Here is a 26,260-nt window from a genome sequence, read left to right as displayed (position 1 = left end):
GACACATACTCACGGCCGATGGTTGCCACTGGCACGATCGGCCTAGGCAAAGCCTGTTATGGTAGCGCTAACACAAGTAACTGGGTCAAGGAGGATCCATGAGTACACTTAAGACATGGCCAAGCCAAGAGCGGCCACGCGAGAAAATGGCCGAAATGGGCGTTAACGCATTAAGCGACGCTGAGTTATTGGCGATTCTTTTAGGAACTGGCGTACGTGGCAAAGATGTGGTCACCTATGCGCGAGAACTACTGCATGCCTTTGACGGTATTGGCGGCATGTTGGCGGCGCCTAGCGCGGAATTGTTAGCACAACCTGGTTTGGGGCCCGCTCGAGTGATGCAACTGCAAGTTGTGATGGAGATCTCACGACGTTACCTCGCTTGGCAGTTACGGCGCGACGAGGGCTTTACCCAACCGTCAATGGTCCGCGATTATTTAACGGCGCAGTTGCGTCATCAGCAGCGTGAAGTGTTCGTAGTGTTGTTACTGGATAGCCAACACCGATTGCTTAAATACGTTGAGTTGTTTCACGGCACCATTAATGCCGCCCCAGTGTACCCCCGCGAAATTATAAAGTTGGTGATGCAGCATAATGCAGCAGCGGTGATCTTAGCTCATAACCACCCCTCAGGTGTGGCAGAACCTAGCCAGGCTGATCAGCGCGTCACAGAACGGCTGCAAAAAGCCCTTATGATGATCGATGTCGCCTTACTGGATCACTTTGTGATTGGTAGCGGAGAGCCAGTTTCGTTTGCCGAGCGCGGGCTATTGTAGTAAAGTAGCGCCACCATCAAGACGATCAGAAAAGATCAAAAAAATGCGTCGATCACTTGATTACTGAGCCGGATTACTGTATAAAATGCGCCCTCGGAATCAAGGCAAGGCCGCGATGGGCGACAGGCGAGCTTGAAGCAAATTTTGGAGTAAATAAACGATGTCACGAGTATGTCAAGTTACAGGAAAGCGTCCGGTTACCGGTAATAACCGTTCACACGCGCGCAATGCGACCAAGCGTCGTTTCCTGCCAAACCTACAATCACACCGCTTCTGGGTAGAATCAGAAAAGCGTTGGGTTAAGCTGCGTATTACCACTAAAGGTATGCGTATTATTGATAAAAACGGTATCGACTCTGTGCTCGCGGATCTGCGCGCACGTGGCGAAAAAGTGTAAGGAATTAAGCTATGCGCGATAAGATTCGTTTAGTATCTTCTGCCGGTACAGGTTTCTTCTACACTACCGACAAGAACAAGCGTAACATGCCAGAAAAGATGGAAATTAAAAAATTCGATCCAGTGGTACGTAAGCACGTAATGTTCAAAGAAGCGAAAATTAAGTAAGTTTCGAGTTATCGAAATGAACGCTAAAAAACCGGCCTCGTGTCGGTTTTTTTGTAGCTATCGCAAAATGACTACAAGGTAGGGTCGACGACGCCACCGATGCTGGTATTCAAACGGTACCAGCCGGTAATGCTATAACGATCACGCCGTCCGGCTTTGACTTCGTGAATAAACTCGTCACTTAAAAACACCACCAATGTGCCAGCTTGTGGCAAGATCGTTTCTAGTACTTGTCCATGCTCACCGTAGATCACCAATTCGCCACCGTCTTGCGGTTGCCAATCGTCATTGAGATAAAGCACCGTGCTAAGTAGCCGATTACTGCGGCCTTTAAACGCGTCTAGATGTTTGCGATAAAATGCACCCGGCGGGTAGTGTGCGAGGTGGCACTCATAATCGAATAAGCCCATAAAAAGGGCACCATTGAGCGCCAATCGAAGTCGTTCCATTAGTTGTAAGTAGCGCTGCTCTAGCAGGTACTCGGAACTTAACCAGCGTATTTTGTCTTGCCTGACCGCCGAGTTCGTGGTGTAGCTATCAGCACGCCCAATACCGGCCTGTTGCCATTGATGAGGGCCTAACCCTAGGCTGTAGCTATATAGCCTTTGGCAATGTTCGCTGGACATAAAGTTAGGTACAATAACGTAACCATCGGTTGCCAACTGCTCAAGCACTCTCGCATCGGCTGCGAGCGCGGTAGTAGAGAACTCTATCGATTCGGTTAGCATAGGCAAATCATCACTAAGTGGTTTCCTTGAGAGGCGCCCGGCAATATAGTGGACACCCTACCTAAAAACAAGATAAAAGAAGAGATCGAAGATGCCTGAACTACCGGAAGTTGAAGTAAGCCGCTTGGGTATTGCTCCACACCTTGAAGGGCAGACGATTGCTGCAGCAGTGGTGCGTGATCGGCGTTTACGTTGGCCGATTCCGGCGGCGGTAGAAGCGTTATCTGGAGCATTGATTCGCCAGGTAGAGCGGCGGGCAAAGTATTTGATTGTGCATACCACCAAAGGCTTCCTCATTCTTCACTTGGGAATGTCTGGTACCTTGCGAGTGGTGCCAAGCGAAAGCCTTGTGGTTAAACACGATCACTTCGATTTGCAGCTAGCGAATGGCCAGTGCCTGCGTTTTAATGACCCACGCCGCTTTGGGTGTGTGTTATTCAGTGCCGAGCATCCTGGCGAGAATCACCCGTTATTGAAAGATCTAGGTCCTGAGCCGCTCACCGAGGAATTTACCGCGCCTTATCTACACACCCGCGCGAAAGGTAAAACACAGGCGATTAAAACCTTTTTGATGGACAATCATGTGGTGGTTGGGGTAGGTAATATCTATGCCAATGAAGCATTATTTAAAGCGGGCATTCACCCTAAACGTGCCGCTCAACGAGTCAGTTTGAAGCGCTACCAGCAATTAGTGCCTATTATTAAAGAAACCTTAGCTGCCGCGATCGCACAAGGCGGCACGACACTGCAAGATTTTGCCCAAGCCGACGGCCAACCGGGCTACTTTAAGCAACACTTGAACGTGTATGGGCGGGGTGGCAAACAGTGTATGGTCTGCAAAACGCAATTGACCGAAATTCGTTTAGGTCAGCGTAGCACCGTGTATTGCAAAAAGTGCCAACGCTAAACTTAAGCCTACGCATGGCGCTGAAAGAACGCGCGCCAAACTTCCATGAAGCCGTCAGGGTCGCTAATAAAAGGTGCATGGCTGCAATGCGGAGCCACGTAAGCTTCACTGGTTGGGGCGAGTCGATCGATAGGTTCTACCACGCTGCTCGGTACCAATGCGTCGAGTCGGCCGTAGATCCGTAAATAAGGCATCGTGAGTTGCTGCAGTTGGCTGCGCAAGTCCACTTGCGCTAGCATATCAAGCCCTGCATCTAGTACTTCAACACTGGCCATGGGTTTACTAAACAACCATTCTTTTATAGCTTTCACATCCTGCTTGGCGTGTGGGCTACCCATTGACTGCAACGCGAGGAAACGTTCAACGGTACGACGGAAGTCTTTACTGAGCTGCCTGCCAAATTGGTTAAGCACCGACGGCTGGATACCCGGCCAGTGGGGCGGCTCCGCCGGGAAGTAAGGTGACGAGGCAACCGTGGTTAACGTTTGAATACGCTGCGGTTCGTCTAAGGCGAGCTGCGTGGCGACTAAGCCGCCCAGCGACCAACCGACAAGGTGACAGCGCGCCGGTAACGCCGCGCGGGTAAGCTCGCATAGCGTTGCAAAGGTTACTGGGCTATCACTAGGCCATGGCGACTCACCATAACCGGGCAAATCCAGCTGCGTTAAACGACCAAGTTCTGCTAACTGCGCTTTGATTGGGGTCCAGATCATGCTATTTAACCCCCAGCCGTGGAGTACAACAATATCCGCTCCAGTACCACTGACGTCTGAACAAACCTTGGTTACCATTACTCTTCCAATTGTCGCTTATGGAGGAGCGTATGGTACCCCTGCAGACACTTCTTGCCAAGCTGCCAGCGGGTTGCTGCTGGCTTTGCAAGCAAGGGTTACTTAGCTGTGAACAGCAGGGCCTGTGCCGCTCTTGCTTTGCTGACTTACCCCGACTACCACCAAATTCACTGCGTTGGCGCGGCCCACCGCAAGCTGACGGCTATGGTCGTTACTGGTTTGCGGCGTTGGCTTGGCAGTGTGATAGCCAACGCTTGGTGCGTGATTTCAAATTCCGCCGCTGTCCTGAATTGGCGAGTGTACTTGCACCGCTGCTAGCGGCGCACGTTTATGCCTGTTATCAACAGCATCGTCAATGTTGGCCCGACTTAATCGTGGCGATGCCTATGAGCAGAGTTCGTTGGCGCAAGCGTGGCTACAACCAAGCCGCATTGTTAGCTACTGAATTGGCGCAACTGTTGCAATTGCCGTTTGCAGCGGGGTTGTTACGGCGGCTGAATGACGAGGGCCAGCAACATCAACTCTCACGCACGCAACGCTGGCAGGCAATGGCCCATGCGTTGCACTGCACACGCTCGGTCAAAGGCTTAACCATTGCGGTGGTTGATGATGTATTAACAACGGGGGCTTCAGTGACCGCCGCCGCTGCAGCACTGCAACGGCGGGGAGCAAAAGCGGTTGATGTATGGGCCTTGTGTTACACCGAACCGCATCGAGCGGGACAACTTTAGTGAGCAGCCTCTTCCGCATCGGCGGCAGCCGCTGCGGCGTCTTCGTCATTGGAGGCGAAGGCGTTGATGGCTGGCGCCATGAAAATGGCATTACTCAAGAGTTTGGCGCTGCCCCAGAAGAACGCACGGAAGTTCACGTCATCAGCGAAACCAATGACCCGACCACCGCCGTAACGGTGCGCGACAATGGCTGCTTGATTAGCGAGAACTTCGCGGTTTTGTTTAGCGGCGTAACCGCTTAACAATGGCTCTTCTTGATAACGAGCCACGGTAATAAAGGGTGACTCAGGAACCTGCATGGCGTTAAGACTATTCTTGAATACCGGTAGCTGTTCCCGCGGGAAGCCGAAGGTAAGAGGATGACTGAGGTCAAGGTCAACACCAAAAATCGCCCCAGCGACTCGGCGCTTACCATAGTAGCTATCGCGATCAGCGTAGCTTAGTTCAGAGCTATCGAATTTTTCATCGAAGGCTTCGCTCTCAACAAAGTCGGCCGCCAAAATGTCGTTCCCGGCGAGCCATTTTGCACCACCCCGTTGGCCAATGATCACGCCGCCTTGGCGTACCCAACCTTGTAAACGCTTGGCGCTATTTTCATCGAGGGTGCGGTAGCTACCATCCACCATAACAATATGCGTATAACGGCTAAGGTCAACGCGACCCAAGCGATGGGTGTCAATCATCGATACCGGGATACCCACGTGACGGTCAAGGTAATACCAAGCTTCACCGTTTTCATACATGTTGGCGCCATCACCAACCAGCATCATTACGTTAACAGGCTCAACTGGACGAAGGTTCCGACTGCCAAGGTCCATACCTGCGGGGGTAAGGCCAGTGCTAATACTGTGCACTTTGAGCCCATTGCGTGCGGTGATGTCTTTGACTGTCTGTTGTACCTCGGCCCATGGTTGCTCTTGGTACGCTCGCGTAATGATCACGGCGCCAGCGTCAAAGCTATGCTGGCCTTCGGTTACTTTAGCTGTAAAGTCTTGACCGGCTTGGCGTACGTGAACACCTGCTTCGAGTAACTCTTGTAAAGCGCGCGGGGCAAAATAGTTATGCCAATCGAAACCGTAAGCATAGGCATCAGCCGTCATGGCTGCGCTGGAAGCTGCTTCAGCTGCTTGCCATGGTGAATCGCTGTGACGTATACGCGAGTCGGTGCGAGCGAACTTGAGGTTGAAAGCCAGTGGCAAGGTCCAACCGGAAACATCATAGAAGGTGTTATCGCGGAAGTTCTGCTGGGTGCTAAACATCGCACGAATTAAGCGATACTGTGGCTGCTCGAGAGGAACAAAGTAGCTGCTTCCTGGTTTGAAAGTTACGCCGTTCTCTTCAACTTCGCGAGTTAACGGATACACCTGAACTTGGTGTTGCGAAAGCAGTTCCAGCAAGCCTTCGACACGACCTGGATCGGTGTCATCACCGAACAGGTAGCCGCGGAAATCAGCGTCGTCGGCGAGTTCTAAACCACGTTTGAAGAACCGCTGCTGGTAGTCCAAGAACGCGGCTTTGTTCTCGTGCGCACCGTACATAGTGGTAAGCGAAGTGGTAAATTGGTTTTGAATCGTGAATGGGAACTCCACTAAGCCATTAATCGAGTCTTGTGCATGACCGCGACTCGAAGCTTGTTCAAACAAAATACCGATAGCGCCTTGCACGTCAGGGTAAGTTGAGCCTTTACCGATATAAAAGTCATCAAAGGCTTCTTCGGTGAAATACAAGCGGCCTTGCTCGTCAAGTGCTGCCGCGTGTCCCTCAGCCAATTTGGCGGTGAGCGTTACGTTTTCTTCGGGCGTATTTGGGTTACGACGGCTAGGAATGCCCGGTTGGAAAAAGAATGTGCTGTCGGTACCCATTTCATGAAAGTCGGTCAGCACATTAGGCTTCCACTTTTGGAAATTAACGATACGCGCCCGTGACTCAGGGTGTTGAAGTAATAACCAGTCACGGTTTAAGTCAAACCAATAGTGATTAACGCGGCCTCGCGGGGTGCCTTGAACGTGTTCGCGGTGCTGTGGATCTGCCACCAGGTTTTGGCTGCGGTGTTGATTCGCCCATTGTGCAAAGCGTGCAAGACCGTCTGGGTTAAAGCTAGGGTCGAGCAAAATAATGGTATCGCGCAATACCGCTTCAATTTTTTCGCCTTGAGCCGCTGCTAAGTAATACGCATAAAGTAGCGATGAATTACTGCCGCTTGGCTCGTCACCGTGAATACTGTACCCCATGTAAAGAACTAAGGGTGCTGTCTCAGGGTCGCCGTCACGCGTTGGGTCGGCAACCGCAAGGTGTGCATCACGTAAAGCATCAATATTTTGATGATTCTCTGGCGTGGTTACGGTAAGTAGTAGCAACGGGCGTTTTTCGTGTGTGCGACCGGTGTACTCGAGTTGAAAGCGATCACTTTTCGCCGCTAAAATCTCCATGTAACGCACCAGTTGGTCGTGGCGCACATGCCATTCGCCAACTTCGTAACCCAACACTTCTTGCGGCGTGGGAATACTAGGGTCATAGGTTACGTCTTGCGGGAGGTAGTCTTTCAAGGTGGCGCTTATTGCGCTCGTGCTCATTACGAGCAGCGCTAGAGCGAGAAACTTTAGATAACGCATAACAACTTCCTAAGCCAATGAAACATCAGCCTAAGCTAGCAAAATAAAGAATTAACCCCAAGCTGCTTACTATGCAATGACCGTTTTTTGCGATAAGATATACCCTAGTAAAACACTCAAGTATAGCAGTGAGGTGGTAACCCCATGATTCGTATTACAGAAAGCGCGCAAGCGCATTTTCGCAAATTACTTGCCGAGCAACCGGATAACACTAATGTCCGCGTGTTTGTGGTGAACCCGGGGACCCCGTCCGCAGAGTGTGGTGTATCGTATTGCCCACCAGACTCCGTAGAGCCTGATGATGAAACACTACCATTCTCTGGTTTTGATGCGGTGGTCGACTCTGGTAGCGCACCTTTTTTACAAGACGCGGTTATCGACTTTGAAGAGCAAGAGCTAGGCTCACAGCTCACGTTAAAAGCTCCTAATGCTAAAGCGCGTAAGGTCGATGATGACGCCCCGTTAATTGAACGGGTTGAATACCTGATCCAAGCTGAAATTAACCCGCAGCTGGCAAGTCATGGCGGTCATGTGGCGATTAATCAAATTACCGAAGACGGCTTTGCTATTTTGCAGTTCGGTGGTGGTTGTAACGGTTGTAGTATGGTTGATGTAACGCTTAAAGAAGGCATCGAAAAGCAATTGTTAGAACGTTTTCCAGCTGAGCTCAAAGGCGTGAAAGACGTGACTGAACACCAACACGGTGAACACTCCTACTACTAATGAACCCGAGCGGTTCGTAACTGCTTGACAGTGGGAAAGTGATCCCAAGCATTTTGCTCCTACGTAATGGTATTTGCCTATATCACAACGAGGAACAAACCATGAATGGGATCACTAAACTAAGTATACCTGCTCTAGCCGTGTTAATGCTAGCCGCGTGCGGCAGCGATAACGATGACCAAGCGGTTGTTATTGAGCCACCTCCACCGCCTCCGGCTTCGACTTATGTTCGCATCCACCACAGTGTCGCGGATGCTCCAGATGTTAATGTCTTACTCGATGGTGACGCAGCCCTCGAAGGCGTTCCTTTTGGTGCGTCATCGGGCGTCATCGAGCTTTCGGCGGCGACCTACAGTATTCAAGTCGATGGTATTTTGCCTGATGCCAACACCGCTACCGTTATCGGTCCTGCAGATGTAGAGCTGTCAGGCGATATGCGCTATGAAGTGTTCGCGGTGGGAAAAGTCGGTGACGGATCAATAGCGCCGCTGATTTTTGCCAACGACTTCAGTGCAGTGACCGAAGGCAATGCTCGCGTTGAAGTCGTGCACGCAGCGCCAGACGCACCACCGGTCGATATCTATGTAACAGCACCGGGCGCAGACCTTAGCGTTGAATCGGCGGTAACAACGTTGTCTTTTACCGATAATTCCGGCCAAGTAGAAGTGCCAGCGGGTGACTACCAAGTGCGAATTACCGTCGCTGGTGAGCCTGCAACGGTTGTTTACGACAGTGGCACGTTAGAGTTCGCCGACGGTGCTGATCTAGTCGTCGCTGCGGTGACGAACACCATGACTGGAGCTTCGCCCGTGATGCTACAAGTCGCAGACGGTGAGACCGCGGTGTTAGTTCCTGACGTTGCTGCGGGTGCGGAAATTCGCGTGGTTCATGCGAGTGCCGATGCGCCAGCGGTTGATGTGACAGTTAATAATGCCGCCGAACCTGCAATTGCTGGCCTAGAATTTCTCCAAGCGACAGGTTTTATCAACTTGCCAGCTGCAGACTACCAAATTGATGTAGCGGCTGCGGGCGGTACACCGGTGGTGTTAGATGATGTGCCTTTGAGTCTCATGACCAACGATCAACTTAGCGTTTATGCGGTGGGCGCGTTAGGTGACAGCTCGTTAACCTTAGCTGCGGTTACTGACATGCAGCGTCGCGTTGCAACAGAAGCGCAAATTCAACTGGTGCATGCGTCACCAAGTGCTGGAAATGTTGATATTTATGTAACCACAACCGATGATCTTAGTAACGCAACGCCAGCCTTTGCCGATATCCCTTTTAATGCTGAAGCGCTTGTTTCAACAGGCTATGTATCGTTGCTGCCTGGCGACTACGTGGTCACGGTTACTGCGACCGGCACCACCACAGCTGCCATTGGCCCAATCAGTTTGAGCCTAGAAGGCGGTGGTATTTACACTGCAGCTGCGGTCGATGCAACCGGTGGCGGCTTACCGCCTCAACTACTGCTACTCGACGATTTGCTAGTTGAATAATGGGTGCTACTGGTGTGCGGTTTTGCGAACAAGCGTAAATAAAGCCACTGGCTTACCCCGCGCGCTAACAGAAAACCACTTAATGCCAACCACAGTCCGTGGTTGGCATTTTCTTTACTGAAGCCAAAGGCTGCAATGCACCAAAGTGGTGCAAAAACCAACAATGCACTTGCTGCCATGGTGTCGCGCATGGCACGTGTATAGCCAAGGCCAATAAACACGCCATCAAAGTAGTAACTCCAGTGACCAAGCAAGGGAAGTACGTAAATCCATGGCAGGTAGCGCTGGGCGGTGCTAATGACCTCAGGTAAGTCGGTAAGTAGGGTAATCACCTGATCGCCTGCGAGCCAAAATACCGAGCTATAGCTGAGTGCAAACACGCACGACCAGAGGAGGGTCAATCGTAGCCAGTAGCTCACCTCGGCTCGTTTGCCACGACCAATGGCTGCCCCAACGAGGGCTTCAACAGCGTAGGCGATACCGTCGAGGCCGAGAGATATCAGCATCAAAAATTGCATCAAAACGGCGTTCACGGCGACATAGATATCACCAAAACGTGCCGCGTAACCGGTCATTGTTGCCATACACAGCTGCAATATCAACGATCGCAAAAACACATCACGATTCATACCGAGAAACCGTTGAAAATAATGACGCTGAAGCTGCCACGACTGCTTGAAGTGAAGCAGCTTTCGGATCATCCATAGGCCTAATACTGCGGTGCTAACTTCCGCAGCAACCGATGCCCAAGCGGCTCCGGCAACGTTCATGTCGAGGCCGAGAATTAGAATGACGTCGGCGGTGACGTTAATGGCATTGGTAAAAATAACTAAGAGCATCGCGTGGCGACTCTGTTGTCGACCGAGTAGTACGCCTAATACCACTAAGTTGATGAGCGCTGCGGGTGCAGCCCACATGCGTATTTCGATATAGTGACTAGCGAAGCCTTTAAGCTCGTCGCTCGGGGCAATGAGCCACCATGCCAGTTCCAATAAAACCGGCGTTAGGACAATCAAGGTCGCACCAAGAGCCAAGGCAAACGTTAGTGCATGTAAACTAACTTGCCGTTGTTCGGCGAGGTTTTCGCGACCAAAAGCGCGGGCGATTTCACCGGTGGTGGTCATACGCAAGAAAATAGCTAATAAAAAGATAAAACTCACTACCATTGCGCCTAGGGCAACGGCACTTAGGTAGATTGCATCGGGTAGATGACCTATGATGGCGGTATCAACAAGGCCCAATAAAGGCGCAGCAATATTGGAAATGATCATCGGTAAAGCGATGGCAAAAATTTTTCGGTGTGCTGGCCAAGAGCCCCAAAACCTATGGAGGTGAAGAGTGCGTTCGTTTTTGCTTGGCGTGGTTTGGCTCATCTGTATCCCTTTAGGCATCTCTACATCCCATGCCGCAGAGCATGGCGTGGTGGTGCTGCAATACCACCATGTGGGAGATGATACACCGCGGGTGACCTCAGTTACAGCGGCGGAGTTAGCGCAGCACTTTGGTTTTTTGGTTGAAAACGACTTTAACGTTATCTCGCTAAGTCAGGCGCAAAAGCTGATCACCAGTGGTGAACCGGTACCGGATAAAACCGTTGCTATTACCTTTGATGATGGCTGGCGCAACCTTTATGACAATGGCCTGCAGGTTTTTAAGCAGTTCAATTTGCCCTTCACTGTGTTTGTGAACCCAGAGCTGATGGCAGAGTCGCCGCATCTCTATTTGAGCTGGCAGCAGTTGAGTGAATTGGCTGACTATGGGGCCTCAGTTGCGAACCACTCAAGCACCCATACGCACATGACCTGGCAACAGGCGGGAGAGTCGAAAAGCCAATGGCTAGAACGTCAAAAGAAGGACGTTTTGGCGGCGCAGGCTGCTCTTGATTCTGCGCTTGATGGTGAACAGCCACAGCACTTTGCCTATCCGTATGGCGAATTTAATCCGCAATTAGCCGCACTACTCGAACAACTCGGCTTTATCGCATTCGGCCAACATTCAGGCCCTTGGGGAGCGACCACACCACGTGCCGCAATACCTCGTTTCCCAGCGTCTGGGCATTATGCAAACCTAACCACGTTGAAGACCAAACTGTTAAGCCTGCCGTTACCTGCACGAACCGTGGAGCCTGCCTCAATGGTGCTCGAAAAGGGTAGCGATGAGGTCGCCGTGGAATTGAGTGTGCGCGACATAGACGACTTTAGCATCGACGGCTTGAACTGCTTTTATCAAGGTCAGCAGATAAACCCCACGAAGCAAGCAGCGGGTGCTTCCCAAGGGCAGGGCTGGCAGCTATCGTTAACTTTAGAAAAGCCGCCTTTAGGCCGCTCACGAGTAAATTGTACGGTGGCAAGCCAATCGGCTCAGGGGCGTTTCTATTGGTATTCGGTGCCGTTGGTGCGCCCCAATGAGCAGGGGCGCTGGCCGGATTAAGGGTTAGCGATATTGCTGGCTAATAATTTGAAAGTCTTCGGCCATTTGTTGCATATCAACGGTTGGCACCTGGCCCGGTGTTTGCTTGGCTTTGAAAATGGCCTGACGGTTGCCATCAGGGTTCACTAGTACAATCGCTGAACTGTGATTCACCAGGTAGTCTACTTCGCCCTCAGCTGGTATCGAATACATCAGCCCTAAGCCATTAACGAACGGGTAAAGGTTTTTGTGCTCGGCCCGAACGCCAAGAAACTCTTTACCAAAATAGGTCGTGTAGGCGGCCAATTTCTGTTGCGTGTCTCGCTTGGGATCAACACTTACCAGCCACACTTTCACGGGCTGACTGGTTACCGAAGCTAGTTGCGGTAAAATCTTCTTAAAGTCGGCCATGGTGGTGGGGCAGATGTCTGGACAGGAAGTGTAGCCGGTGAAGAGGAATGTCCACTGACCAGTCAAGTCGGCATTAGTGACATCACCACCGTTGTGCCCCTTAAGCATAAAGGGTTCCATTTCGCGTGGCGGTTCATAAACTAATGCCTGTGGTTGCGGCTGTGGCAGGCTATTAAAAATAACCACGCCAGCAAGCAACGCGACAATAGCAACGACACTGACGAGAAGTTTTTGCATGGAAGTTAAGGTCCTTTTGATTGCATTAAAACGCCGGGGTGACGACGTAGTGATCCACAAGCAGCAACACAAACAATAGCATTAATTGCCAAATTGAAAAGGTGAACATGCTATAGGCCGTATGTTTCGAAGGCGCAAACTTAAGCTTCCAAGCATAAACCAAAAACCAGATGCTAAGTATGCTCGAGCCGACCAAGTAGATAACCCCCGACATGCCAACGATATAGGGCAGCAGACAAATAATTGCCAGCAAAATGGTGTACAACAAAATGCAGGTTTTGGTGAACTCGATGCCGTGTGTCACCGGCAGCATCGGAATATTTGCTTTGGCATAGTCTTTCGCACGATGTACCGCGAGGGCCCAAAAATGTGGCGGCGTCCAGGTAAACACGATCATCACCAGCAGAATCGCAAAGGGATGAATTTCGTTGGTGACGGCAGTCCAGCCTAACAATGGTGGCGCGGCGCCTGCAAGACCACCAATCACAATGTTTTGCGGGGTGGCGCGCTTTAAGTACATGGTGTAGATGATGGCGTAGCCAACCAAACTGAGAAGGGTTAACCATGCGGTGAGCATATTCACCCAGATCGCCAATACGGCGAACCCTAACGCACCTATGATCGTGGCAAAGCTAATCACGTGGCGTGGCGATAACACCCCTGAAGGTAGTGGGCGACGCAAGGTACGCGCCATTTGCGCATCAATGTGACGATCCACTAAGTGGTTCACGGCTGCGGCGGAGCCTGACATTAGTCCGATACCGACCATCGCTGGGGTTACCACCGCCCAGCCAACCCAAGTTGGACTGGCTAAACACATTCCCACCAATGCGGTCAGTAGCAGTAATAACACTACTCTAGGCTTGGTTAGTTCAAGGTAATCACGCCAATGGGCGTGCCTTTTATACGTCATCTCTGTCATACCATTTACTTCCTTTTCGTCGCCTTTTTTAGAATTTAAGCGTGGCGTACGAGTTTATAATTCAGACTTACCAAACTAAGCAGTAACAATGCGCCGACCAAGTTGTGGGCCACTGCAACGCTTAATGGCAACATCAGCACTACGTTACTAAGCCCTAAAAGCAATTGCACAACGAGTGCTAAGCTCACCCAGCCAAGGCTACTACGAATGACCGATGATTGCGCTAAACGGTAGCCACGTATCAGCAACAGCCCGACCACGATAAGCGTAATGACTGCGCCTATACGGTGCGCAACGTGCATGGTCATGCGTTCTGCGTAGTCATGCGCACCATATTGGTAGGTCACGGCTTCAGGAACCGAGAAGGCTCCGGCAATATCGAGCTGGCTTTGCCAGTCGGCTTCGCAAATGGGCAGCTCAGTACAGGCCATAGCGGCATAGTTTGCCGCCACCCAACCACCTAGAGCAATTTGCGCAACCACAACCAATAACGCAAACATGGCAAAACCTGATAGTCGTCTTACTTTTGCATCGCCCATGGGCAAATGAATTCGTTTTAGACGTAACCTTAATAGGTACAGTAGTGATAATGTCGTAAAGCCGCCGAGTAAGTGGCCCATGACAATGAGTGGCTGTAGGTTCAAGGTGACGGTCCACATGCCCAAAGCGGCTTGGAAAATAACCAGTGCCAACAATAATAAAGGCAGTTTGACTGGTGTTTCTGCATGTTTACGTACCCGCGCAATGGCGCTGATGGCAATAAACAGAATAAAAAGCCCTAGGGTGCCGGCCGCATAGCGGTGCACCATCTCGTTCCATGCTTTGTTGTGTTCAAGCGGTGCGTCGGGGAAACGCGCCTGTGCTGCGGCGGCTTTATCGGCATCCATGGGCACGCTTAAGTGGCCGTAACAGCCCGGCCAGTCTGGGCAGCCAAGCCCTGCATCAGTAAGCCTGGTGTAAGCACCGAGAACAATCACCACCAACGCTAAAACAATACTAAAATTAACCAGCGCACGCATAGATCACCCAATCCGTGAAAGTTTAAGCAAAGTGCGCAGGTCTGAGAGCAAATTTTTTGCCTCGGCACGCATGGCTTCTTCATCGCCAAAGGTTTCGTAGTGCAGCATTACGTTGCCCATGGGGTCGATAATAAACAGTCGATAGGGGGGCAGGTCACTCAGCGCATCAGCGAACGCGGGGTTAACGATCGATGTCACCAGTGGGGTTTGGTTTAGGTCAAATGAAAGTTCGTTGCGACTGAACACCAGCGGCTTAACACGGTCACTTTCTTTCCCTAAGGCAACGTCTAATTGATTCATGGCATAGAGGCCTTGCTCGCATTTTGCGCCGCACGCTTCATCGGCCACCAAAGCAACGCGCCAACCTTCAGGCAGCTGTGCCTGCAGGGCTTCGTTGAGCTTGATAGGCGGCATCAACATGGTTCCTTTGTTCGTCGCAGCGCCTTGGTACCAGCTTTGGTCAAGCACAAATTTTGCCCCGATCACTGGTAGGGCGAAGGCTAACACGACACCGATGAGCGTCGCGCGAGATTTCTTAACTGAGGTCATGCTCATTCCTTTTTTGTTTTCGTTATGGAACGACGAGCTAATATAAATATGACGAACGCGGCAATAGCTAGCGAGAACCACTGTAACGCGTAAGCTTGGTGCTTCTCTGGCTTCATCACTTGCGGCTGCCAATGGCGCGGCCAGCCATAATCTTCTGCCTCTGAGAGTAGCACTAGATAGTCAGCGATGGGAAGCTCTAGCGCATCGCCAATTGCCTTGAAATCGAGCTGTTGTACCCGCCATGGCGAAGGCCCTGGTTCAATAATTTGGTCCGCCAAGGTAAAGGCATCCTGAGCTGGATGATAAAGCCAGCCGCTGACCTGCACTGTGCCAGTAGGTAGTTCGAGTTCGGGTAATTGCTGACGACTAGCGCCCAGCGGAACCCAACCAAGGTTTACCGGTATTAACTGCTGACGATCTTCGCTGGTGAGCAGCCCGATCACTTGATACCCCACTTTACCTTGGTAAATTTTATTATCCAGTAGCAAGTAGTCTTCGGCAAAACGGCCACTCAGTTGCACAGGGCTATAACGTGTACTTGCCTTAGGTTGGTCGGGTAAGGGGGGAAACTGAGCTTGGTTCAGAGCGCTCTGTGCGGCGGCAAAATCGTCAAACAATTGCTGTTTTTCAGCGGCGCGGTCGAGCTGCCAAAATCCAAGCTTGACCAGAAAGCCAATTGCCAGCACAGTGATAAGCGTTGCGAACGTGGTGCCTGCGCGCATCAGCCGATACCAAAACAGGATTTTAGAATGATTATTACTGCAAAAGTCATCTTGGTACTACTCATGTTATTTATGGTCTTTAACCTTATGCGCGCATTATTAGCAATGCTACGGGATGATCCGACCCAACCATCCATGACTCGTTTCCTTGGTCGCCGTGTTGGCGCATCGATACTTGCTATTGTGATTATCGTAGTGCTGATGGCAACGGGCGTTTTAGATCCTAATCCGCGACCTTACTGAGGTAAACTCAGCAGGTCGCGTTAGGCGAGCGTTATAGAATATAAACGAAAATGAACAAGCAGACCCAGACCACGTCGACAAAGTGCCAGTACCAACTTGTCGCCTGAAAGGCAAAGTGGCTTTCAGGTGTGAAGTGGCCTTTTAACACCCGGAAGAACATGACAATAAGCATGATCGTACCCAAGGTCACGTGCATTCCGTGGAAGCCTGTCAGCATATAGAAAGTATTGCCATATACGCCGGAATCCAAGGTTAAACCGAGTTCTTCATAGGCATGGACATACTCCGCGCCCTGCATATATAAGAAGATACAACCAAGCACTATGGTCACACCTAGCCATACGGTAAGCTGTTTGCGTTTACCTTTCTCTAAACCAACGTGGGCAAAGTGACAGGTAAATGACGAGGCGATAAGGATCAACGTGTTATAGAGTGGTAACCCTAACCAACCCATTGCACCTGATTCAGTTCCGCCTGGGGTCTCAGTAAGCGGCCATATCGCTTCGAAGCCTGGCCACAGTACTTCGTTGGTCATGGCGTTATTGCCGGCGCCACCGAGCCATTCAACAGCGATGGTGCGTGCATAGAATAGCGCGCCAAAGAACGCCGCAAAGAACATAATCTCAGAGAAGATAAACCATGCCATGCCTTGACGGTAAGAATGACCTAACTGTTTGCTATAGAGCCCAGACATCGACTCGTTAATTTGGTCACGAAACCAACCAAACAGCATGATCAAAATAACGGCGATACCACCGAGCAGCACGTTAGAGCCCCAGCCCTCGGTTTCATTCTTCATATCAATGACGGTATGGCCAGCTCCAAAGGCAATCAGCCCTAAGCCAATGGCACCCACGATGGGCCATGGACTTGATGCTGGCACATAATATTTTTCATGTTTTTGTTCTGCCATTGCAAAAATCCTCAGTTCACTGGCTGTGCGATCGCAGCCAGAGCATCAGGTGTAGCGTTTTCTGTCATGTCATACATCGTATACGACAGCGTAACAGTATGAATATGTTCAGGAATATCAGGGTCTAAATAGAATTGCATCGGCATCGCCGTTTTCGACTCGGCGGCAAGTGGCTGCTGATTGAAGCAAAAACACTCAACCTTGTTTAAATACAACGATGCTTCCCCTGGTGCAACCGATGGAATCGCTTGGGCGATCATATTTTGCCCCGTCGGGTTATTTGCCAAGAAGTTTACAACCTTGGTTTCCCCCGGGTGGATGCGTACCGAGCTGACTTCCGGCTCGAAGCCCCAGGGCATTCCTTTATTCACACGCGTAATAAATTGTACGTTTACGGTTCGATTGGTATCCACCGACCTCGTGTTTGCGGCCGCTTGCCCATCGGTAAAGCGGCCGTTAAAACCGGTAATGTCACAGAACACGTTGTACAGTGGCACCAAGGCAAAACCGAACGCGAACATGCCGACGACTGTTAGTAACAGTCGCCGAATGATGCGTGTATTGTCCGGCTTTGTTGGTTGCTCTGCCATGTTACTTCACCTCTGGTGGTGTATCGAAGGTGTGGTACGGAGCCGGTGAAGGCACTGTCCACTCAAGACCTTCCGCGCCTTCCCAAGGCTTGGCTGGAGCTTTCTTGCCACCTTTAACACATTTGATTACCAACCAGAGGAAGATCAGTTGCGATAGGCCAAACGCAAAGCCACCGATACTGACAATTTGGTTAATATCGGCAAACTGCACCGAGTAATCGGGAATGCGCCTTGGCATCCCGGCTAAGCCAGCAAAATGCATCGGGAAGAACAGTACGTTCACGGAAATCAGTGACGCCCAAAAATGCAGTTTCGCTAGACCTTCATCGTACATATGGCCGGTCCACTTAGGTAGCCAGTAATACGCTGCCGCCATAATGGAGAAGATTGCGCCACTTACCAATACATAGTGGAAGTGCGCCACCACGAAGTAAGTATCATGATACTGGAAGTCCACTGGGGTAATCGCCAGCATGAGGCCGGAGAATCCACCTATGGTGAACAAAATCACAAAGGCTAAGGCGAATAACATGGGCGTTTCAAAGCTAATTGAGCCGCGCCACATGGTGGCGACCCAGTTAAACACTTTGACCCCTGTCGGCACCGATATCAACATGGTGCAATACATGAAGAAGAGCTCAGCAAACACCGGCATACCCGTGGTGAACATATGGTGTGCCCAGACCAAGAAAGACAATCCAGCAATTGCTGCGGTGGCGTATACCATCGACGAATAACCAAATAGCCGTTTGCGGGAAAACGCTGGAATAATTGCTGAGACGATACCAAACGACGGCAAAATCATGATGTAGACTTCGGGATGCCCAAAGAACCAGAAAATATGCTGGAACATGACCGGATCACCACCGCCGGCGGCATCAAAGAAGCTGGTACCAAAATACTTATCCGTGAGCACCATGGTCACTGCACCGGCAAGCACCGGCATTACGGCAATCAACAGGAAGGCAGTAATAAACCACGTCCAAACGAATAACGGCATCTTCATATAAGACATGCCCGGCGCGCGCATATTCATAATAGTGACGATAACGTTAATCGCCCCCATGATGGATGAAATACCCATGATGTGCACCGAGAACACAAACAACGCTGTAGAGTCGCTACTGTAGGTGGTCGACAGTGGTGCGTAGAAAGTCCAACCAAAGGCTGGGCCACCACCTTCCATAAACAGCGAGGCAAGCAAAATAGCGAAGGCAAACGGAAGTATCCAGAAGCTCCAGTTATTCATCCGTGGTAATGCCATATCTGGTGCGCCGATCATCATCGGAATCATCCAGTTTGCCAAGCCCGTGAAGGCTGGCATCACCGCCCCGAAAACCATGATCAGGCCGTGCACCGTGGTCATCTGGTTAAAGAAGTGTGGGTCGACAAGTTGTAACCCCGGTTGGAATAGCTCGGCGCGGATCACCATCGCCATTGAGCCACCGACCAAAAACATAATAAAACTGAACCAAAGGTACATCGAACCGATGTCTTTATGGTTCGTGGTAAATAGCCAGCGGGTAATTCCCGACGGCGCATGGTGGTGATGATCGTCGTGCTGATCCATCTCGCCAACAACTGTGCTCATAGTCAGGTCTCCCTTATTCGTTCATAAAAGCGTTAACGTCTGAGGCTTGCACGGTTTCGCCCGTGTCATTACCCCACGCATTACGCTCGTACGTGATAACGGCGGCAAGTTCACGCAGGCTTAGCTGGTTGCCAAAGGCCTGCATCGATGTTCCTGTTTTACCGTTGACGACAATATCAATGTGTCCATTCATATCGTTCAATGCCATAGGTGAGCCTTTCAGAGCAGGAAACACGCCTGGAATACCTTCGCCGCTTGCCTGATGGCATGCCGCACAGCTGCCTAAATAGACTTGTTCACCAAGGTCCATCAGCTCGTCCATGTCCATCGACATCGCCAGCAATCGCTGCTCTTCTTCTTTGGCCTTGCGCTGAATCTCTTCTTGCTCGGCTAGCCAAGCATCGTATTCGGCGGGGGTTTTAGCGATTACCACCACAGGCATAAAGCCGTGGTCTTTGCCGCAAAGTTCAGCACATTGCCCACGGTAGATACCCGGTTCGTCCACTTGCGTCCACGTTTCGTTGATAAATCCTGGGTTAGCATCTTTTTTGACAGCGAAGTCTGGTACCCACCATGAGTGGATAACATCGTCAGAGGTGATCAAAAACCGTACTTTGCGATCCGTCGGAATCACCAGAGGGCGATCGACTTCAAGCAAGTAGTTTTCACCTTTCTCAAGTCTGTTTTCGATTTGCTGACGTGGCGTGGCCAGCAAACTAAAGTATTCAACATCGCTGTCAAAATACTTGTAGTGCCATTTCCACTGTGAACCTGTCACTAAGACAGTCACGTCGGCTTCAGACGTATCTTCCATGGCGATCAGTGTTGATGTGGCGGGAATCGCCATACCAATAAGAATCAAAAATGGAATAATGGTCCAGAGAATTTCGACCTTGATATTTTCGTGGAAAGTTGCAGGCTTCCGACCCTTTGATTTGCGGTGGCGAATCATGGACCAGAACATTGCACCAAACACGACCACGCCAATGACACAACAGATATAAAATATCGTCATGTGCAAATCGTAGACGCGTTGGCTAATCTCAGTAACGCCCTGAGTTAAGTTCAACTGCGATTGCGCTTGTGCGGCTATGGGAGTCATAGCTGCTAGCGCGGTGATGAGTCTAATACTCACGCGACATCTCCTCTCATTCTTCCGACGCGGTCTTCGCCGCGAATACACCGAAGTGCGAGCCTGAAGAACAAAGAGGTGAGCAGAAAAAGGAACAGCATTTCTGACAAGAAAAATCGCTTTCCCCACTAACCCTTTGTTGTTTTGTATCAATAGTTATTGTTATTTAGTGTGTTAGCAGTAAGCTGCTCGATCAAAATACCATGAGTAGCTGAAAAAGCCACCGCAAAAGTTAAGATATTTCGACTTTCAATAAAAAAAGGCTGCCGAAGCAGCCTTGCAGGGAAACCTTCTCAACTAGTGGAGTGGGGATTGAGAAGGTTGTTCGTGGAAGATAAAGCTATGGGTCGCGCTGACTTTGCTGGCCATTTTTAAGCGCTGTGCGACACGAGGTGACGAGAAGTCGCCTAAGAAACTCAGCACAACGCTACTGGTTGCAGCGAGCAAAGCTTGTTCGGTCGCCCACTCGCGCTGGTCTGCATCGCGGCCCGCTACCCAGCGAATTCGTGCACGGCTAACACCGGCATTGACCAACTGCTGAATTGCATCGCGATTGCCGCCAATCACTGTCACCCACTGCTTGGTTCGCAGGGCCAACGACTGTATGCGCGGCATTAAACTGGCAAAATCATCGTTTGAAAGATTGCTGTCATCGTGATGTGGCAGCGTGTTATCTGCAAGTTCATGACTTGCATGTGGGTAGTTGTATCTCATAACCATGCTCCATTTCGAATCACGCCGACCGCTAAGCCTTCAATGGTGAAGTGCTGGTGTGTTAGGTCGACCTGAATAGGGGAAAACTCTTGATTTTCTGGATGCAGTAGTACTTTATTTCCTTTTCGTTCAAAGCGTTTGACAGTCACGTCGTCTTCAACACGGGCGACCACAACTTGGCCGTTGCGTGCTTCATGAGTGCTGTGCACCGCGAGTAAATCACCGTCTAAAATGCCAATGTCTTTCATACTCATACCATTGACCCGTAATAGAAAGTCGGCATGGGGACGGAATAAGTTCTGGTCGACCGCGTAATGGCTTTCAATATGTTCTAGCGCTAAAATAGGTTCGCCGGCAGCGACCTGACCAATCAGCGGCAAGCCCTCAGGAATGTCCTCGTCGTTCGCGCCGATGAGTCGAATACCGCGCGACATGCCCGGAAGCATTTCAATAACACCTTTTTTCGCTAATGCTTTAAGGTGTTCTTCTGCGGAGTTTGCCGAGCGAAAGCCAAGTCGGGCAGCGATTTCTGCGCGCGTTGGTGGCATACCAGTGGCTTCAATTGTATCTTTGATCAGATCCAATATTTCTTGTTGTCGGGGCGTTAAAGGTCGCATCTTGATACCTGTTTATTCATACAGTGATACTGTGAGTATATACAGGTGTTTTAAGATCGCAACTTTTTTGCACAAAAAATTTTCTATCGGCAAACAAAAACAAAGAATGGTATCCTTTAATGAGTTGAATTGAGTAAGGGGAACTCATGAGTTGGAGAGGCCTTGTTGCCAAATTGCTTTATTGGCCAGTACGTTGGCTAACGCGCTTTGAAACCATTTTTGATGCTGAGGTTGACGCAGATAAGACTGCTGACGGCACCTCACAACATGTGGTGTATGTGATGCGCTCGACCTCTGTGACCGATTTTTTGGTGGCCCAACGCGCCGTGCGCAAAGCCGGCTTGCCTGCGTTGACCGACCCCCTGATCATTAATGGTCACCGCCACGCCCGAGTGATGTACCTCGAACAAGCAGAGGCGGAAACCAATGAAGTGGCCATCGAAGAATTTTTAGACCTGCTGCAAAGTCACCAAAAAGAGCGGCAGCTTAATATACAGTTAATGCCACTGGGTCTGTTCTGGGGCCGTAAAGCGGGGCAAGAGCGGCGCGAAGGCAACACCATGGTCGCCGATCTCGATAACCCTGGGCGTTGGCGTAAATTTTGGTTGGTGTTGTTTTCTGGCCGTCATGTGCTGGTTCGTGGCAGTCGACCCGTAAGTTTACGTAATATGGCAGACCAGCATGGCGCCAGCCGTCGTGTCGCGCATAAGTTGGCTCGCGTTGCGCGCGTCCACTTTGTGCGGGTTCGGCACGCCGTAGCGGGTCCAAAACTGGCGGAGCGCCAGCGGGTGATCGCTGAGCTGTTGGAAACTGCAGCACTGAAGAAGGCCATCGCCGACGAAGCGAAGAGTAAAAAGATAAGCCTCGAAAAAGCGCATAAACGCGCTTACGGCTACCTTGATGAAATCTCCGCCAATTACAGCGACTTTCTAGTACGTATACTCGATCGCTTTATGGGCTGGATGTGGAGTCGTATTTACAATGGCGTGCATGTAGAGGGGGGCGATCGTATTCGCAGTCTCGCTCAGGCCGGACACGAGGTGGTTTATGTGCCGTGCCATCGCAGCCACATGGATTACCTGTTGCTCAGTTACGTGATTTATAAAGAAGGCCTAGTGCCACCGCATATTGCGGCGGGTGTGAACCTCGACTTTTTCCCCGCCGGTCCGTTATTTCGCCGCGGTGGCGCATTTTTCATTCGCCGCAGCTTCAAGGGCAATAAGCTTTATGCTGCGGTATTTAGAGAATACCTTAACCGGCTATTCCAAAAAGGCTATCCGGTTGAGTATTTTCCAGAAGGTGGTCGTAGCCGCACGGGTCGTTTATTAACGCCGAAAACCGGCATGATCGCCATGACCGTGCAAGGCATGCTGCGCGGACAACAACGGCCGATGTCTATTGTTCCGGTGTACCTTGGCTATGAGCATGTCATGGAAGTTGGAACCTATTTAAAAGAGTTAAAAGGCAAGTCGAAAGAGAAAGAATCGCTGTGGCAGGTGCTTTCTAGCATTCGCCACCTGCGTAATTTCGGTCAAGGCTATGTCACTTTTGGTGAACCCATTAACGTTGGGCAAACACTCGATCAACTGACGCCTCATTGGCAAGAGTCCATTACACATGGTGCCGAAGAGCCGGCGCGACCGAAATGGTTAACGCCGACGGTAAATTTGCTTGCTGAGCAAATTATGCAACGCATTAACGATGCGGCGGGCCTCAATAGTGTTAATTTAACGGCCCTTGCACTGCTTAGTTCAGAGCAGTACAGCCTGTCGCGTGAAGAGCTAGAGGCGCAACTCGAGGTTTATACCAAATTGCTGCGCGACGTACCCTATAGCAGCAATGCGCATGTGCCCTCAGAATCCGGTAAAGAACTGTGGCAACTGGCGCAACGCCAAGACAAATTCACCGTAGAATCCGACTCGATGGGTGAGATGATTCGACTTGATGGCACTTCGGCCATCGCCATGACGTATTACCGTAATAACATCATGCATATGGTGATTGTACCGGCGATTATTGCGGCCTATGCGTGTGCGCACCCGCGTTTTAAGCAAGCCGATCTGGTGCATTTGTTGGAGCAAGTACAGCCGCTGTTAAAAGAAGAGCTGTTTATCAGTCACGCGCGTGAAGACATGGCGCTGTGGTCACAGGCGTTACTCGATCACTTGCATAGCGAGGGCATGATTAACCTCGTCGGTGATAATGAATACGCAACGGTCGCCCGCGATAGTTCGGCGTACTTCCGCTTGCAACTGCTGGCGAGAGCCGCGAGTGAAACCTTGCAACGCTATGCTATTTTATTTGAATTATTGCAGCAAGGTGGCGCTCAGGGTCGCGCACAACTTGAGCGCGCGGCCGTTGAATTGGCTGAGCGATTAAGTGCCATGCATGGTGTCAATGCGCCTGAGTTCTTCGACAAAAAGCTATTAAGCGCGCTTATTTCGACCTTGAAGCGTGAAGACTTTATTGAAGTGAACCAAGAGGGCAACTTCGTCGCCCATGCAGATGTGGGAGCGCTTAGCGATACCATCGACCGATTGCTGGAGCCGGCGGTGGTACAAACCATCCGCCAAGCAGTGCAGCGTCGCTTGCAGGCTTAGTACCAATAGCTCGCAGCAATGGCTGCTGCGAGCACCCAGCCGACATGGTTATTGTGTAAAAACGCTTGAAAACAGCGTTGCGGCTCGCGGTAAAAAATCATTACCTGCTGCCAAGCAAACAACAGCGTTATGATGATTAGCCCGAGCCAATAAAGCCAGCCGAAGTTTAGTAACCAACCCAACCAAAACATAAGCCCCAAGGTGGCGAGTTGCAGTAATGCGATAGCGAGCTTGTCAAAACCGCCGAAAAGTATCGCGGTCGACTTCACCCCAATTTTGACATCATCGGCACGATCGGCCATGGCGTATTCCGTATCGTAGGCCACGGTCCAGCAAATGTTTGCGGCAAACAGTACCCATGCCACCAAGGGTAACCCCTGCTCTAGGGCAGTAAAGGGCATTAAAATACCAAAACTAAAGGCAATACCTAACACCACCTGGGGTAGCTGAGTAAAGCGTTTACAGAACGGGTAGAGCGTCGCCACGCCCGCGGCCGCAATGCTCAAGAGGACGGTTGCTTTATTGAATTGCAGCACAATTAACAGGGCGATAATGAGCAGCCCAGCAAAAAGTACCAATGCCTGCCAAGCTTTGACTTCACCTGTAGCAAGAGGGCGTTGCTGTGTGCGCGACACATGGCCATCGATGTCGCGATCGGCGTAATCATTGATCACACAGCCGGCTGAGCGCATGACAAAGGCACCGATCAGAAATAGCACTACCACCTTAACAGGAGGGTTACCCGCGCCGGCGATTAACAAGGCCGCCAGCATGGGCCAAGCAAGCAGCAACGTGCCGATAGGCCGGTCGGCGCGCATTAAGCGCCAGTATGGGTTAGTCATCTAAATTCTCCTGAGCCAAAGGTGAGGCGCCAATGAACACTTCGGCGACTAAAACATTTTGTTGTGCAGCGGTAAAGCAACTGCGCCGCCCCCACAAGGTGCTAGGGCTAAACCCGAGCTGTTGATGAAGGTTCCCAACTTTGGAGTCAGCCTGAAAACGTGAAATCTCTACTTCGCTGCGGCGCAAGTCAGGCTGATTAAATAAATGTTCGCCAAGCGGGCGATCGCCTAATTCGTCGAGTCGAAGCTGCTGTTCGGCAAGGGCTTTCAACGGGAATACGCTACGGGCAAAGACCCACGGTTGCTGGTCGCACCATAGAATAACTTCGCGCACCACGCAGTTTTGTTGCGGGCCAAGCCAGCGCTGTTCATCGGCAAGTAGCGAGCTTTCCCGTTGGCCAAGTAGCTGTACCGCAAACTCGCTGCTACAGCTTTTTAGTTTGGCGGTAAGCGAGGCTGGGTCGAGCAACCAATGCTGGGCAGTGTTCGACCAGTTTGCCAGCGCAGTTGGGGTGTGCCATTGGGCTTCGCCACCTTGCGCAATGACCGGGAAGGTTACCTTGGGAAAGTTATGAGTCATACCTGATTTTGGTTCTATTTAAATGTTCCATCAAACGAATAGCTAAACCTAGAACTAGTCCCGCGATAAGGCCGGCGGAATGCGCCGTATTGGCAACATTGACCCATAGTAACTCGGTATAGCCGAGCAACAACCACACTAGCATAAAGCCAATGAGGCCAATTGGCAGATAAAGCGGGTGACGCGGGCGTTGCCAGGCAACCACGACAGCGATGCCGAAAAGGCCATAAACGACGCCTGAAAGCCCACCGAAGTAGGGCCCACCGACCATAAACTGCATGGTGTTTGAGAATACCCCACAGGCCACTAAGGCGATCACTAAATAACCAGAGCCGTAACTACGCTCAAAGCGTCCGCCTAAATACCACCACCAAAATACATTGAAGAGGAAATGTAAAATACTGAAGTGCAACAACGTCGGGGTAATGAAGCGCCAAGGTTGTTGCCAAGGTAAATCAGTGAAGGTGTCGCTAATGCGCAAATTTTCAAAAAGTGGCATGGCAAGCGCCGTGTTAAGAGCCACGAACACCAGTGTAACTAACACTGCATAAACGATAGTGACAAGCCCCGCCTGTTGCAGCAACTGCTGCAGTAATGACGGCGCTTTGTCAGGTTGCGGTGCCTGGCTTGCTGCTTGCGCAAGATCGGCTTCGGCGGCTTCTGGATCAGCTTTGAATTGTTTGATTAACTCTTTCGCGTGGGCGCTGTAACTCGATTGCACTAGCCAAAGCTCTAGTTGATTACCATGCTCACTGACCGTTACGGGAACCCCGCGGCCGCGGAGAAAACTATGTAGACGTTTCATCATCTCGGCATTACGGGTGGTCAGTAGTTTTTGCAT

At 50.9% G+C, this 26,260-nt stretch carries 28 protein-coding genes; 10 read left to right on the top strand and 18 right to left on the bottom strand.

Annotated features, from left to right (window positions below; all coding sequences use genetic code 11):
• Positions 1–98: 98 nt before the first annotated feature.
• From radC to rpmG, 3 genes are all read left to right on the top strand, one after another.
• Positions 99–776, top strand: a complete 678-nt coding sequence (gene radC, locus PSI9734_RS05520) for a RadC family protein (RefSeq protein ID WP_173920129.1) — start codon at positions 99–101, stop codon at positions 774–776.
• Positions 777–936: 160 nt separating this feature from the next.
• Entirely contained in the window at positions 937–1,173 is a 237-nt protein-coding gene (gene rpmB, locus PSI9734_RS05515; RefSeq protein ID WP_173920128.1) for a 50S ribosomal protein L28, read from the top strand.
• 11 nt (positions 1,174–1,184) lie between these two features.
• Positions 1,185–1,340 (top strand): 50S ribosomal protein L33, encoded by a 156-nt coding sequence (gene rpmG, locus PSI9734_RS05510; RefSeq protein ID WP_173920127.1) that lies wholly within the window; start codon positions 1,185–1,187, stop codon positions 1,338–1,340.
• Between the two features lie 71 nt (positions 1,341–1,411).
• Here the strand turns inward: rpmG and PSI9734_RS05505 are convergent, their stop codons facing one another.
• Positions 1,412–2,068, bottom strand: coding sequence for a 2OG-Fe(II) oxygenase (locus tag PSI9734_RS05505; protein ID WP_173920126.1), 657 nt, complete (start codon positions 2,066–2,068; stop codon positions 1,412–1,414).
• Positions 2,069–2,159: 91 nt separating this feature from the next.
• Between PSI9734_RS05505 and mutM the strand changes: the two genes are divergently transcribed.
• Positions 2,160–2,975 carry a bifunctional DNA-formamidopyrimidine glycosylase/DNA-(apurinic or apyrimidinic site) lyase gene (gene mutM, locus PSI9734_RS05500; protein ID WP_173920125.1) on the top strand — a complete coding sequence of 272 codons (816 nt, stop codon included), beginning with the start codon at positions 2,160–2,162 and terminating at the stop codon, positions 2,973–2,975.
• 8 nt (positions 2,976–2,983) lie between these two features.
• Here the strand turns inward: mutM and bioH are convergent, their stop codons facing one another.
• Positions 2,984–3,766, bottom strand: a complete 783-nt coding sequence (gene bioH, locus PSI9734_RS05495) for a pimeloyl-ACP methyl ester esterase BioH (RefSeq protein WP_173920124.1) — start codon at positions 3,764–3,766, stop codon at positions 2,984–2,986.
• Between the two features lie 32 nt (positions 3,767–3,798).
• On the opposite strand from bioH, the gene PSI9734_RS05490 reads away from it, so the two are divergent.
• Positions 3,799–4,497, top strand: a complete 699-nt coding sequence (locus tag PSI9734_RS05490; RefSeq protein ID WP_173920123.1) for a ComF family protein — start codon at positions 3,799–3,801, stop codon at positions 4,495–4,497.
• Here the strand turns inward: PSI9734_RS05490 and PSI9734_RS05485 are convergent.
• Positions 4,494–7,109 (bottom strand): M14 family zinc carboxypeptidase, encoded by a 2,616-nt coding sequence (locus PSI9734_RS05485; protein WP_173920122.1) that lies wholly within the window; start codon positions 7,107–7,109, stop codon positions 4,494–4,496. The genes PSI9734_RS05490 and PSI9734_RS05485 overlap by 4 nt on opposite strands.
• 144 nt (positions 7,110–7,253) lie before the next feature.
• On the opposite strand from PSI9734_RS05485, the gene nfuA reads away from it, so the two are divergent.
• Both nfuA and PSI9734_RS05475 read left to right on the top strand, forming a co-directional pair.
• Entirely contained in the window at positions 7,254–7,832 is a 579-nt protein-coding gene (gene nfuA, locus PSI9734_RS05480; protein WP_173920121.1) for a Fe-S biogenesis protein NfuA, read from the top strand.
• A 101-nt stretch (positions 7,833–7,933) separates the two neighbouring features.
• Positions 7,934–9,328, top strand: coding sequence for a DUF4397 domain-containing protein (locus PSI9734_RS05475; RefSeq protein ID WP_173920120.1), 1,395 nt, complete (start codon positions 7,934–7,936; stop codon positions 9,326–9,328).
• Here PSI9734_RS05475 and PSI9734_RS05470 read toward each other — a convergent pair.
• Positions 9,292–10,701 (bottom strand): MATE family efflux transporter, encoded by a 1,410-nt coding sequence (locus tag PSI9734_RS05470; RefSeq protein WP_173920119.1) that lies wholly within the window; start codon positions 10,699–10,701, stop codon positions 9,292–9,294. The two genes, PSI9734_RS05475 and PSI9734_RS05470, sit on opposite strands and share 37 nt — an antisense overlap.
• On the opposite strand from PSI9734_RS05470, the gene PSI9734_RS05465 reads away from it, so the two are divergent.
• A complete protein-coding gene (locus PSI9734_RS05465) occupies positions 10,667–11,758 on the top strand; it encodes a polysaccharide deacetylase family protein (protein ID WP_173920118.1) in 1,092 nt (363 codons plus the stop codon). The two genes, PSI9734_RS05470 and PSI9734_RS05465, sit on opposite strands and share 35 nt — an antisense overlap.
• Positions 11,759–11,761: 3 nt before the next feature.
• On the opposite strand, the gene PSI9734_RS05460 is transcribed toward PSI9734_RS05465, so the two are convergent.
• From PSI9734_RS05460 to PSI9734_RS05440, 5 genes are read right to left on the bottom strand one after another with little or no spacing between them, the layout of a single operon-like run.
• Positions 11,762–12,385, bottom strand: coding sequence for an SCO family protein (locus PSI9734_RS05460; protein ID WP_173920117.1), 624 nt, complete (start codon positions 12,383–12,385; stop codon positions 11,762–11,764).
• A gap of 25 nt (positions 12,386–12,410) precedes the next feature.
• The gene (gene cyoE / locus PSI9734_RS05455) at positions 12,411–13,307 is read right to left on the bottom strand and encodes a heme o synthase (protein WP_173920116.1); all 897 of its coding nucleotides are present in this window, start codon (positions 13,305–13,307) and stop codon (positions 12,411–12,413) included.
• A gap of 35 nt (positions 13,308–13,342) precedes the next feature.
• Positions 13,343–14,326, bottom strand: coding sequence for a COX15/CtaA family protein (locus tag PSI9734_RS05450; protein ID WP_173920115.1), 984 nt, complete (start codon positions 14,324–14,326; stop codon positions 13,343–13,345).
• 3 nt (positions 14,327–14,329) lie between these two features.
• Complete coding sequence (locus tag PSI9734_RS05445) at positions 14,330–14,875, bottom strand: hypothetical protein (protein ID WP_173920114.1); 546 nt, start codon at positions 14,873–14,875, stop codon at positions 14,330–14,332.
• 2 nt (positions 14,876–14,877) lie between these two features.
• Complete coding sequence (locus PSI9734_RS05440; protein ID WP_173920113.1) at positions 14,878–15,597, bottom strand: SURF1 family protein; 720 nt, start codon at positions 15,595–15,597, stop codon at positions 14,878–14,880.
• A 27-nt stretch (positions 15,598–15,624) separates the two neighbouring features.
• Between PSI9734_RS05440 and PSI9734_RS05435 the strand changes: the two genes are divergently transcribed.
• On the top strand, positions 15,625–15,840 hold the full coding sequence (locus PSI9734_RS05435; RefSeq protein ID WP_173920112.1) for a DUF2909 domain-containing protein: 216 nt from the start codon (positions 15,625–15,627) through the stop codon (positions 15,838–15,840).
• 31 nt (positions 15,841–15,871) lie between these two features.
• Here PSI9734_RS05435 and PSI9734_RS05430 read toward each other — a convergent pair whose 3' ends face one another.
• From PSI9734_RS05430 to lexA, 6 genes are all read right to left on the bottom strand, one after another.
• Positions 15,872–16,753 (bottom strand): cytochrome c oxidase subunit 3, encoded by an 882-nt coding sequence (locus tag PSI9734_RS05430; RefSeq protein WP_173920111.1) that lies wholly within the window; start codon positions 16,751–16,753, stop codon positions 15,872–15,874.
• 11 nt (positions 16,754–16,764) lie between these two features.
• On the bottom strand, positions 16,765–17,343 hold the full coding sequence (locus PSI9734_RS05425; protein ID WP_173920110.1) for a cytochrome c oxidase assembly protein: 579 nt from the start codon (positions 17,341–17,343) through the stop codon (positions 16,765–16,767).
• 1 nt (position 17,344) lies between these two features.
• Positions 17,345–18,934, bottom strand: a complete 1,590-nt coding sequence (gene ctaD / locus PSI9734_RS05420; protein WP_173920109.1) for a cytochrome c oxidase subunit I — start codon at positions 18,932–18,934, stop codon at positions 17,345–17,347.
• 13 nt (positions 18,935–18,947) lie between these two features.
• On the bottom strand, positions 18,948–20,036 hold the full coding sequence (gene coxB, locus PSI9734_RS05415) for a cytochrome c oxidase subunit II (protein ID WP_173920369.1): 1,089 nt from the start codon (positions 20,034–20,036) through the stop codon (positions 18,948–18,950).
• Positions 20,037–20,363: 327 nt separating this feature from the next.
• The gene (locus PSI9734_RS05410; protein ID WP_173920108.1) at positions 20,364–20,780 is read right to left on the bottom strand and encodes an SOS-response cell division inhibitor; all 417 of its coding nucleotides are present in this window, start codon (positions 20,778–20,780) and stop codon (positions 20,364–20,366) included.
• Positions 20,777–21,397 (bottom strand): transcriptional repressor LexA, encoded by a 621-nt coding sequence (gene lexA, locus PSI9734_RS05405; protein WP_173920107.1) that lies wholly within the window; start codon positions 21,395–21,397, stop codon positions 20,777–20,779. Before lexA ends, PSI9734_RS05410 begins: the two co-directional genes overlap by 4 nt.
• Before the next feature lie 146 nt (positions 21,398–21,543).
• Between lexA and plsB the strand changes: the two genes are divergently transcribed.
• Positions 21,544–23,997 carry a glycerol-3-phosphate 1-O-acyltransferase PlsB gene (plsB, locus tag PSI9734_RS05400; protein ID WP_173920106.1) on the top strand — a complete coding sequence of 818 codons (2,454 nt, stop codon included), beginning with the start codon at positions 21,544–21,546 and terminating at the stop codon, positions 23,995–23,997.
• On the opposite strand, the gene ubiA is transcribed toward plsB, so the two are convergent.
• The 3 genes from ubiA to PSI9734_RS05385 are packed head-to-tail and all read right to left on the bottom strand — an operon-like array spanning position 23,994 to position 26,260.
• Positions 23,994–24,839 (bottom strand): 4-hydroxybenzoate octaprenyltransferase, encoded by an 846-nt coding sequence (gene ubiA, locus PSI9734_RS05395; RefSeq protein WP_173920105.1) that lies wholly within the window; start codon positions 24,837–24,839, stop codon positions 23,994–23,996. The genes plsB and ubiA overlap by 4 nt on opposite strands.
• The gene (locus PSI9734_RS05390; protein ID WP_173920104.1) at positions 24,832–25,419 is read right to left on the bottom strand and encodes a chorismate--pyruvate lyase family protein; all 588 of its coding nucleotides are present in this window, start codon (positions 25,417–25,419) and stop codon (positions 24,832–24,834) included. Before PSI9734_RS05390 ends, ubiA begins: the two co-directional genes overlap by 8 nt.
• Entirely contained in the window at positions 25,409–26,260 is an 852-nt protein-coding gene (locus tag PSI9734_RS05385; RefSeq protein WP_173920103.1) for a rhomboid family intramembrane serine protease, read from the bottom strand. The genes PSI9734_RS05390 and PSI9734_RS05385 overlap by 11 nt, the downstream gene beginning before the upstream one ends.

Source organism: Pseudidiomarina piscicola, assembly GCF_902806985.1.
Taxonomy (GTDB): domain Bacteria; phylum Pseudomonadota; class Gammaproteobacteria; order Enterobacterales; family Alteromonadaceae; genus Pseudidiomarina; species Pseudidiomarina piscicola.
Note: the sequence above shows the minus strand (reverse complement) of the source record. Positions and strands in the feature narration are given on the sequence as shown.

Bases quoted from the DNA above. Each gene is read 5' to 3' on its own strand.
- PSI9734_RS05425 (WP_173920110.1), bottom strand. From the start codon at position 17,343: ATGGCAGAGCAACCAACAAAGCCGGACAATACACGCATCATTCGGCGA.
- PSI9734_RS05490 (WP_173920123.1), top strand. From the start codon at position 3,799: ATGGTACCCCTGCAGACACTTCTTGCCAAGCTGCCAGCGGGTTGCTGC.
- lexA (WP_173920107.1), bottom strand. From the start codon at position 21,397: ATGCGACCTTTAACGCCCCGACAACAAGAAATATTGGATCTGATCAAA.
- PSI9734_RS05470 (WP_173920119.1), bottom strand. From the start codon at position 10,701: ATGAGCCAAACCACGCCAAGCAAAAACGAACGCACTCTTCACCTCCAT.
- PSI9734_RS05440 (WP_173920113.1), bottom strand. From the start codon at position 15,597: ATGCGCGCAGGCACCACGTTCGCAACGCTTATCACTGTGCTGGCAATT.
- ctaD (WP_173920109.1), bottom strand. From the start codon at position 18,934: ATGAGCACAGTTGTTGGCGAGATGGATCAGCACGACGATCATCACCAC.
- PSI9734_RS05430 (WP_173920111.1), bottom strand. From the start codon at position 16,753: ATGGCAGAACAAAAACATGAAAAATATTATGTGCCAGCATCAAGTCCA.
- PSI9734_RS05485 (WP_173920122.1), bottom strand. From the start codon at position 7,109: ATGCGTTATCTAAAGTTTCTCGCTCTAGCGCTGCTCGTAATGAGCACG.
- coxB (WP_173920369.1), bottom strand. From the start codon at position 20,036: ATGACTCCCATAGCCGCACAAGCGCAATCGCAGTTGAACTTAACTCAG.
- PSI9734_RS05450 (WP_173920115.1), bottom strand. From the start codon at position 14,326: ATGCGTGCGCTGGTTAATTTTAGTATTGTTTTAGCGTTGGTGGTGATT.
- PSI9734_RS05505 (WP_173920126.1), bottom strand. From the start codon at position 2,068: ATGCTAACCGAATCGATAGAGTTCTCTACTACCGCGCTCGCAGCCGAT.
- radC (WP_173920129.1), top strand. From the start codon at position 99: ATGAGTACACTTAAGACATGGCCAAGCCAAGAGCGGCCACGCGAGAAA.
- mutM (WP_173920125.1), top strand. From the start codon at position 2,160: ATGCCTGAACTACCGGAAGTTGAAGTAAGCCGCTTGGGTATTGCTCCA.
- PSI9734_RS05460 (WP_173920117.1), bottom strand. From the start codon at position 12,385: ATGCAAAAACTTCTCGTCAGTGTCGTTGCTATTGTCGCGTTGCTTGCT.
- PSI9734_RS05385 (WP_173920103.1), bottom strand. From the start codon at position 26,260: ATGCAAAAACTACTGACCACCCGTAATGCCGAGATGATGAAACGTCTA.
- PSI9734_RS05475 (WP_173920120.1), top strand. From the start codon at position 7,934: ATGAATGGGATCACTAAACTAAGTATACCTGCTCTAGCCGTGTTAATG.
- nfuA (WP_173920121.1), top strand. From the start codon at position 7,254: ATGATTCGTATTACAGAAAGCGCGCAAGCGCATTTTCGCAAATTACTT.
- PSI9734_RS05435 (WP_173920112.1), top strand. From the start codon at position 15,625: ATGATTATTACTGCAAAAGTCATCTTGGTACTACTCATGTTATTTATG.
- ubiA (WP_173920105.1), bottom strand. From the start codon at position 24,839: ATGACTAACCCATACTGGCGCTTAATGCGCGCCGACCGGCCTATCGGC.
- bioH (WP_173920124.1), bottom strand. From the start codon at position 3,766: ATGGTAACCAAGGTTTGTTCAGACGTCAGTGGTACTGGAGCGGATATT.
- cyoE (WP_173920116.1), bottom strand. From the start codon at position 13,307: ATGACAGAGATGACGTATAAAAGGCACGCCCATTGGCGTGATTACCTT.
- PSI9734_RS05410 (WP_173920108.1), bottom strand. From the start codon at position 20,780: ATGAGATACAACTACCCACATGCAAGTCATGAACTTGCAGATAACACG.
- rpmB (WP_173920128.1), top strand. From the start codon at position 937: ATGTCACGAGTATGTCAAGTTACAGGAAAGCGTCCGGTTACCGGTAAT.
- plsB (WP_173920106.1), top strand. From the start codon at position 21,544: ATGAGTTGGAGAGGCCTTGTTGCCAAATTGCTTTATTGGCCAGTACGT.
- PSI9734_RS05390 (WP_173920104.1), bottom strand. From the start codon at position 25,419: ATGACTCATAACTTTCCCAAGGTAACCTTCCCGGTCATTGCGCAAGGT.
- PSI9734_RS05445 (WP_173920114.1), bottom strand. From the start codon at position 14,875: ATGACCTCAGTTAAGAAATCTCGCGCGACGCTCATCGGTGTCGTGTTA.
- rpmG (WP_173920127.1), top strand. From the start codon at position 1,185: ATGCGCGATAAGATTCGTTTAGTATCTTCTGCCGGTACAGGTTTCTTC.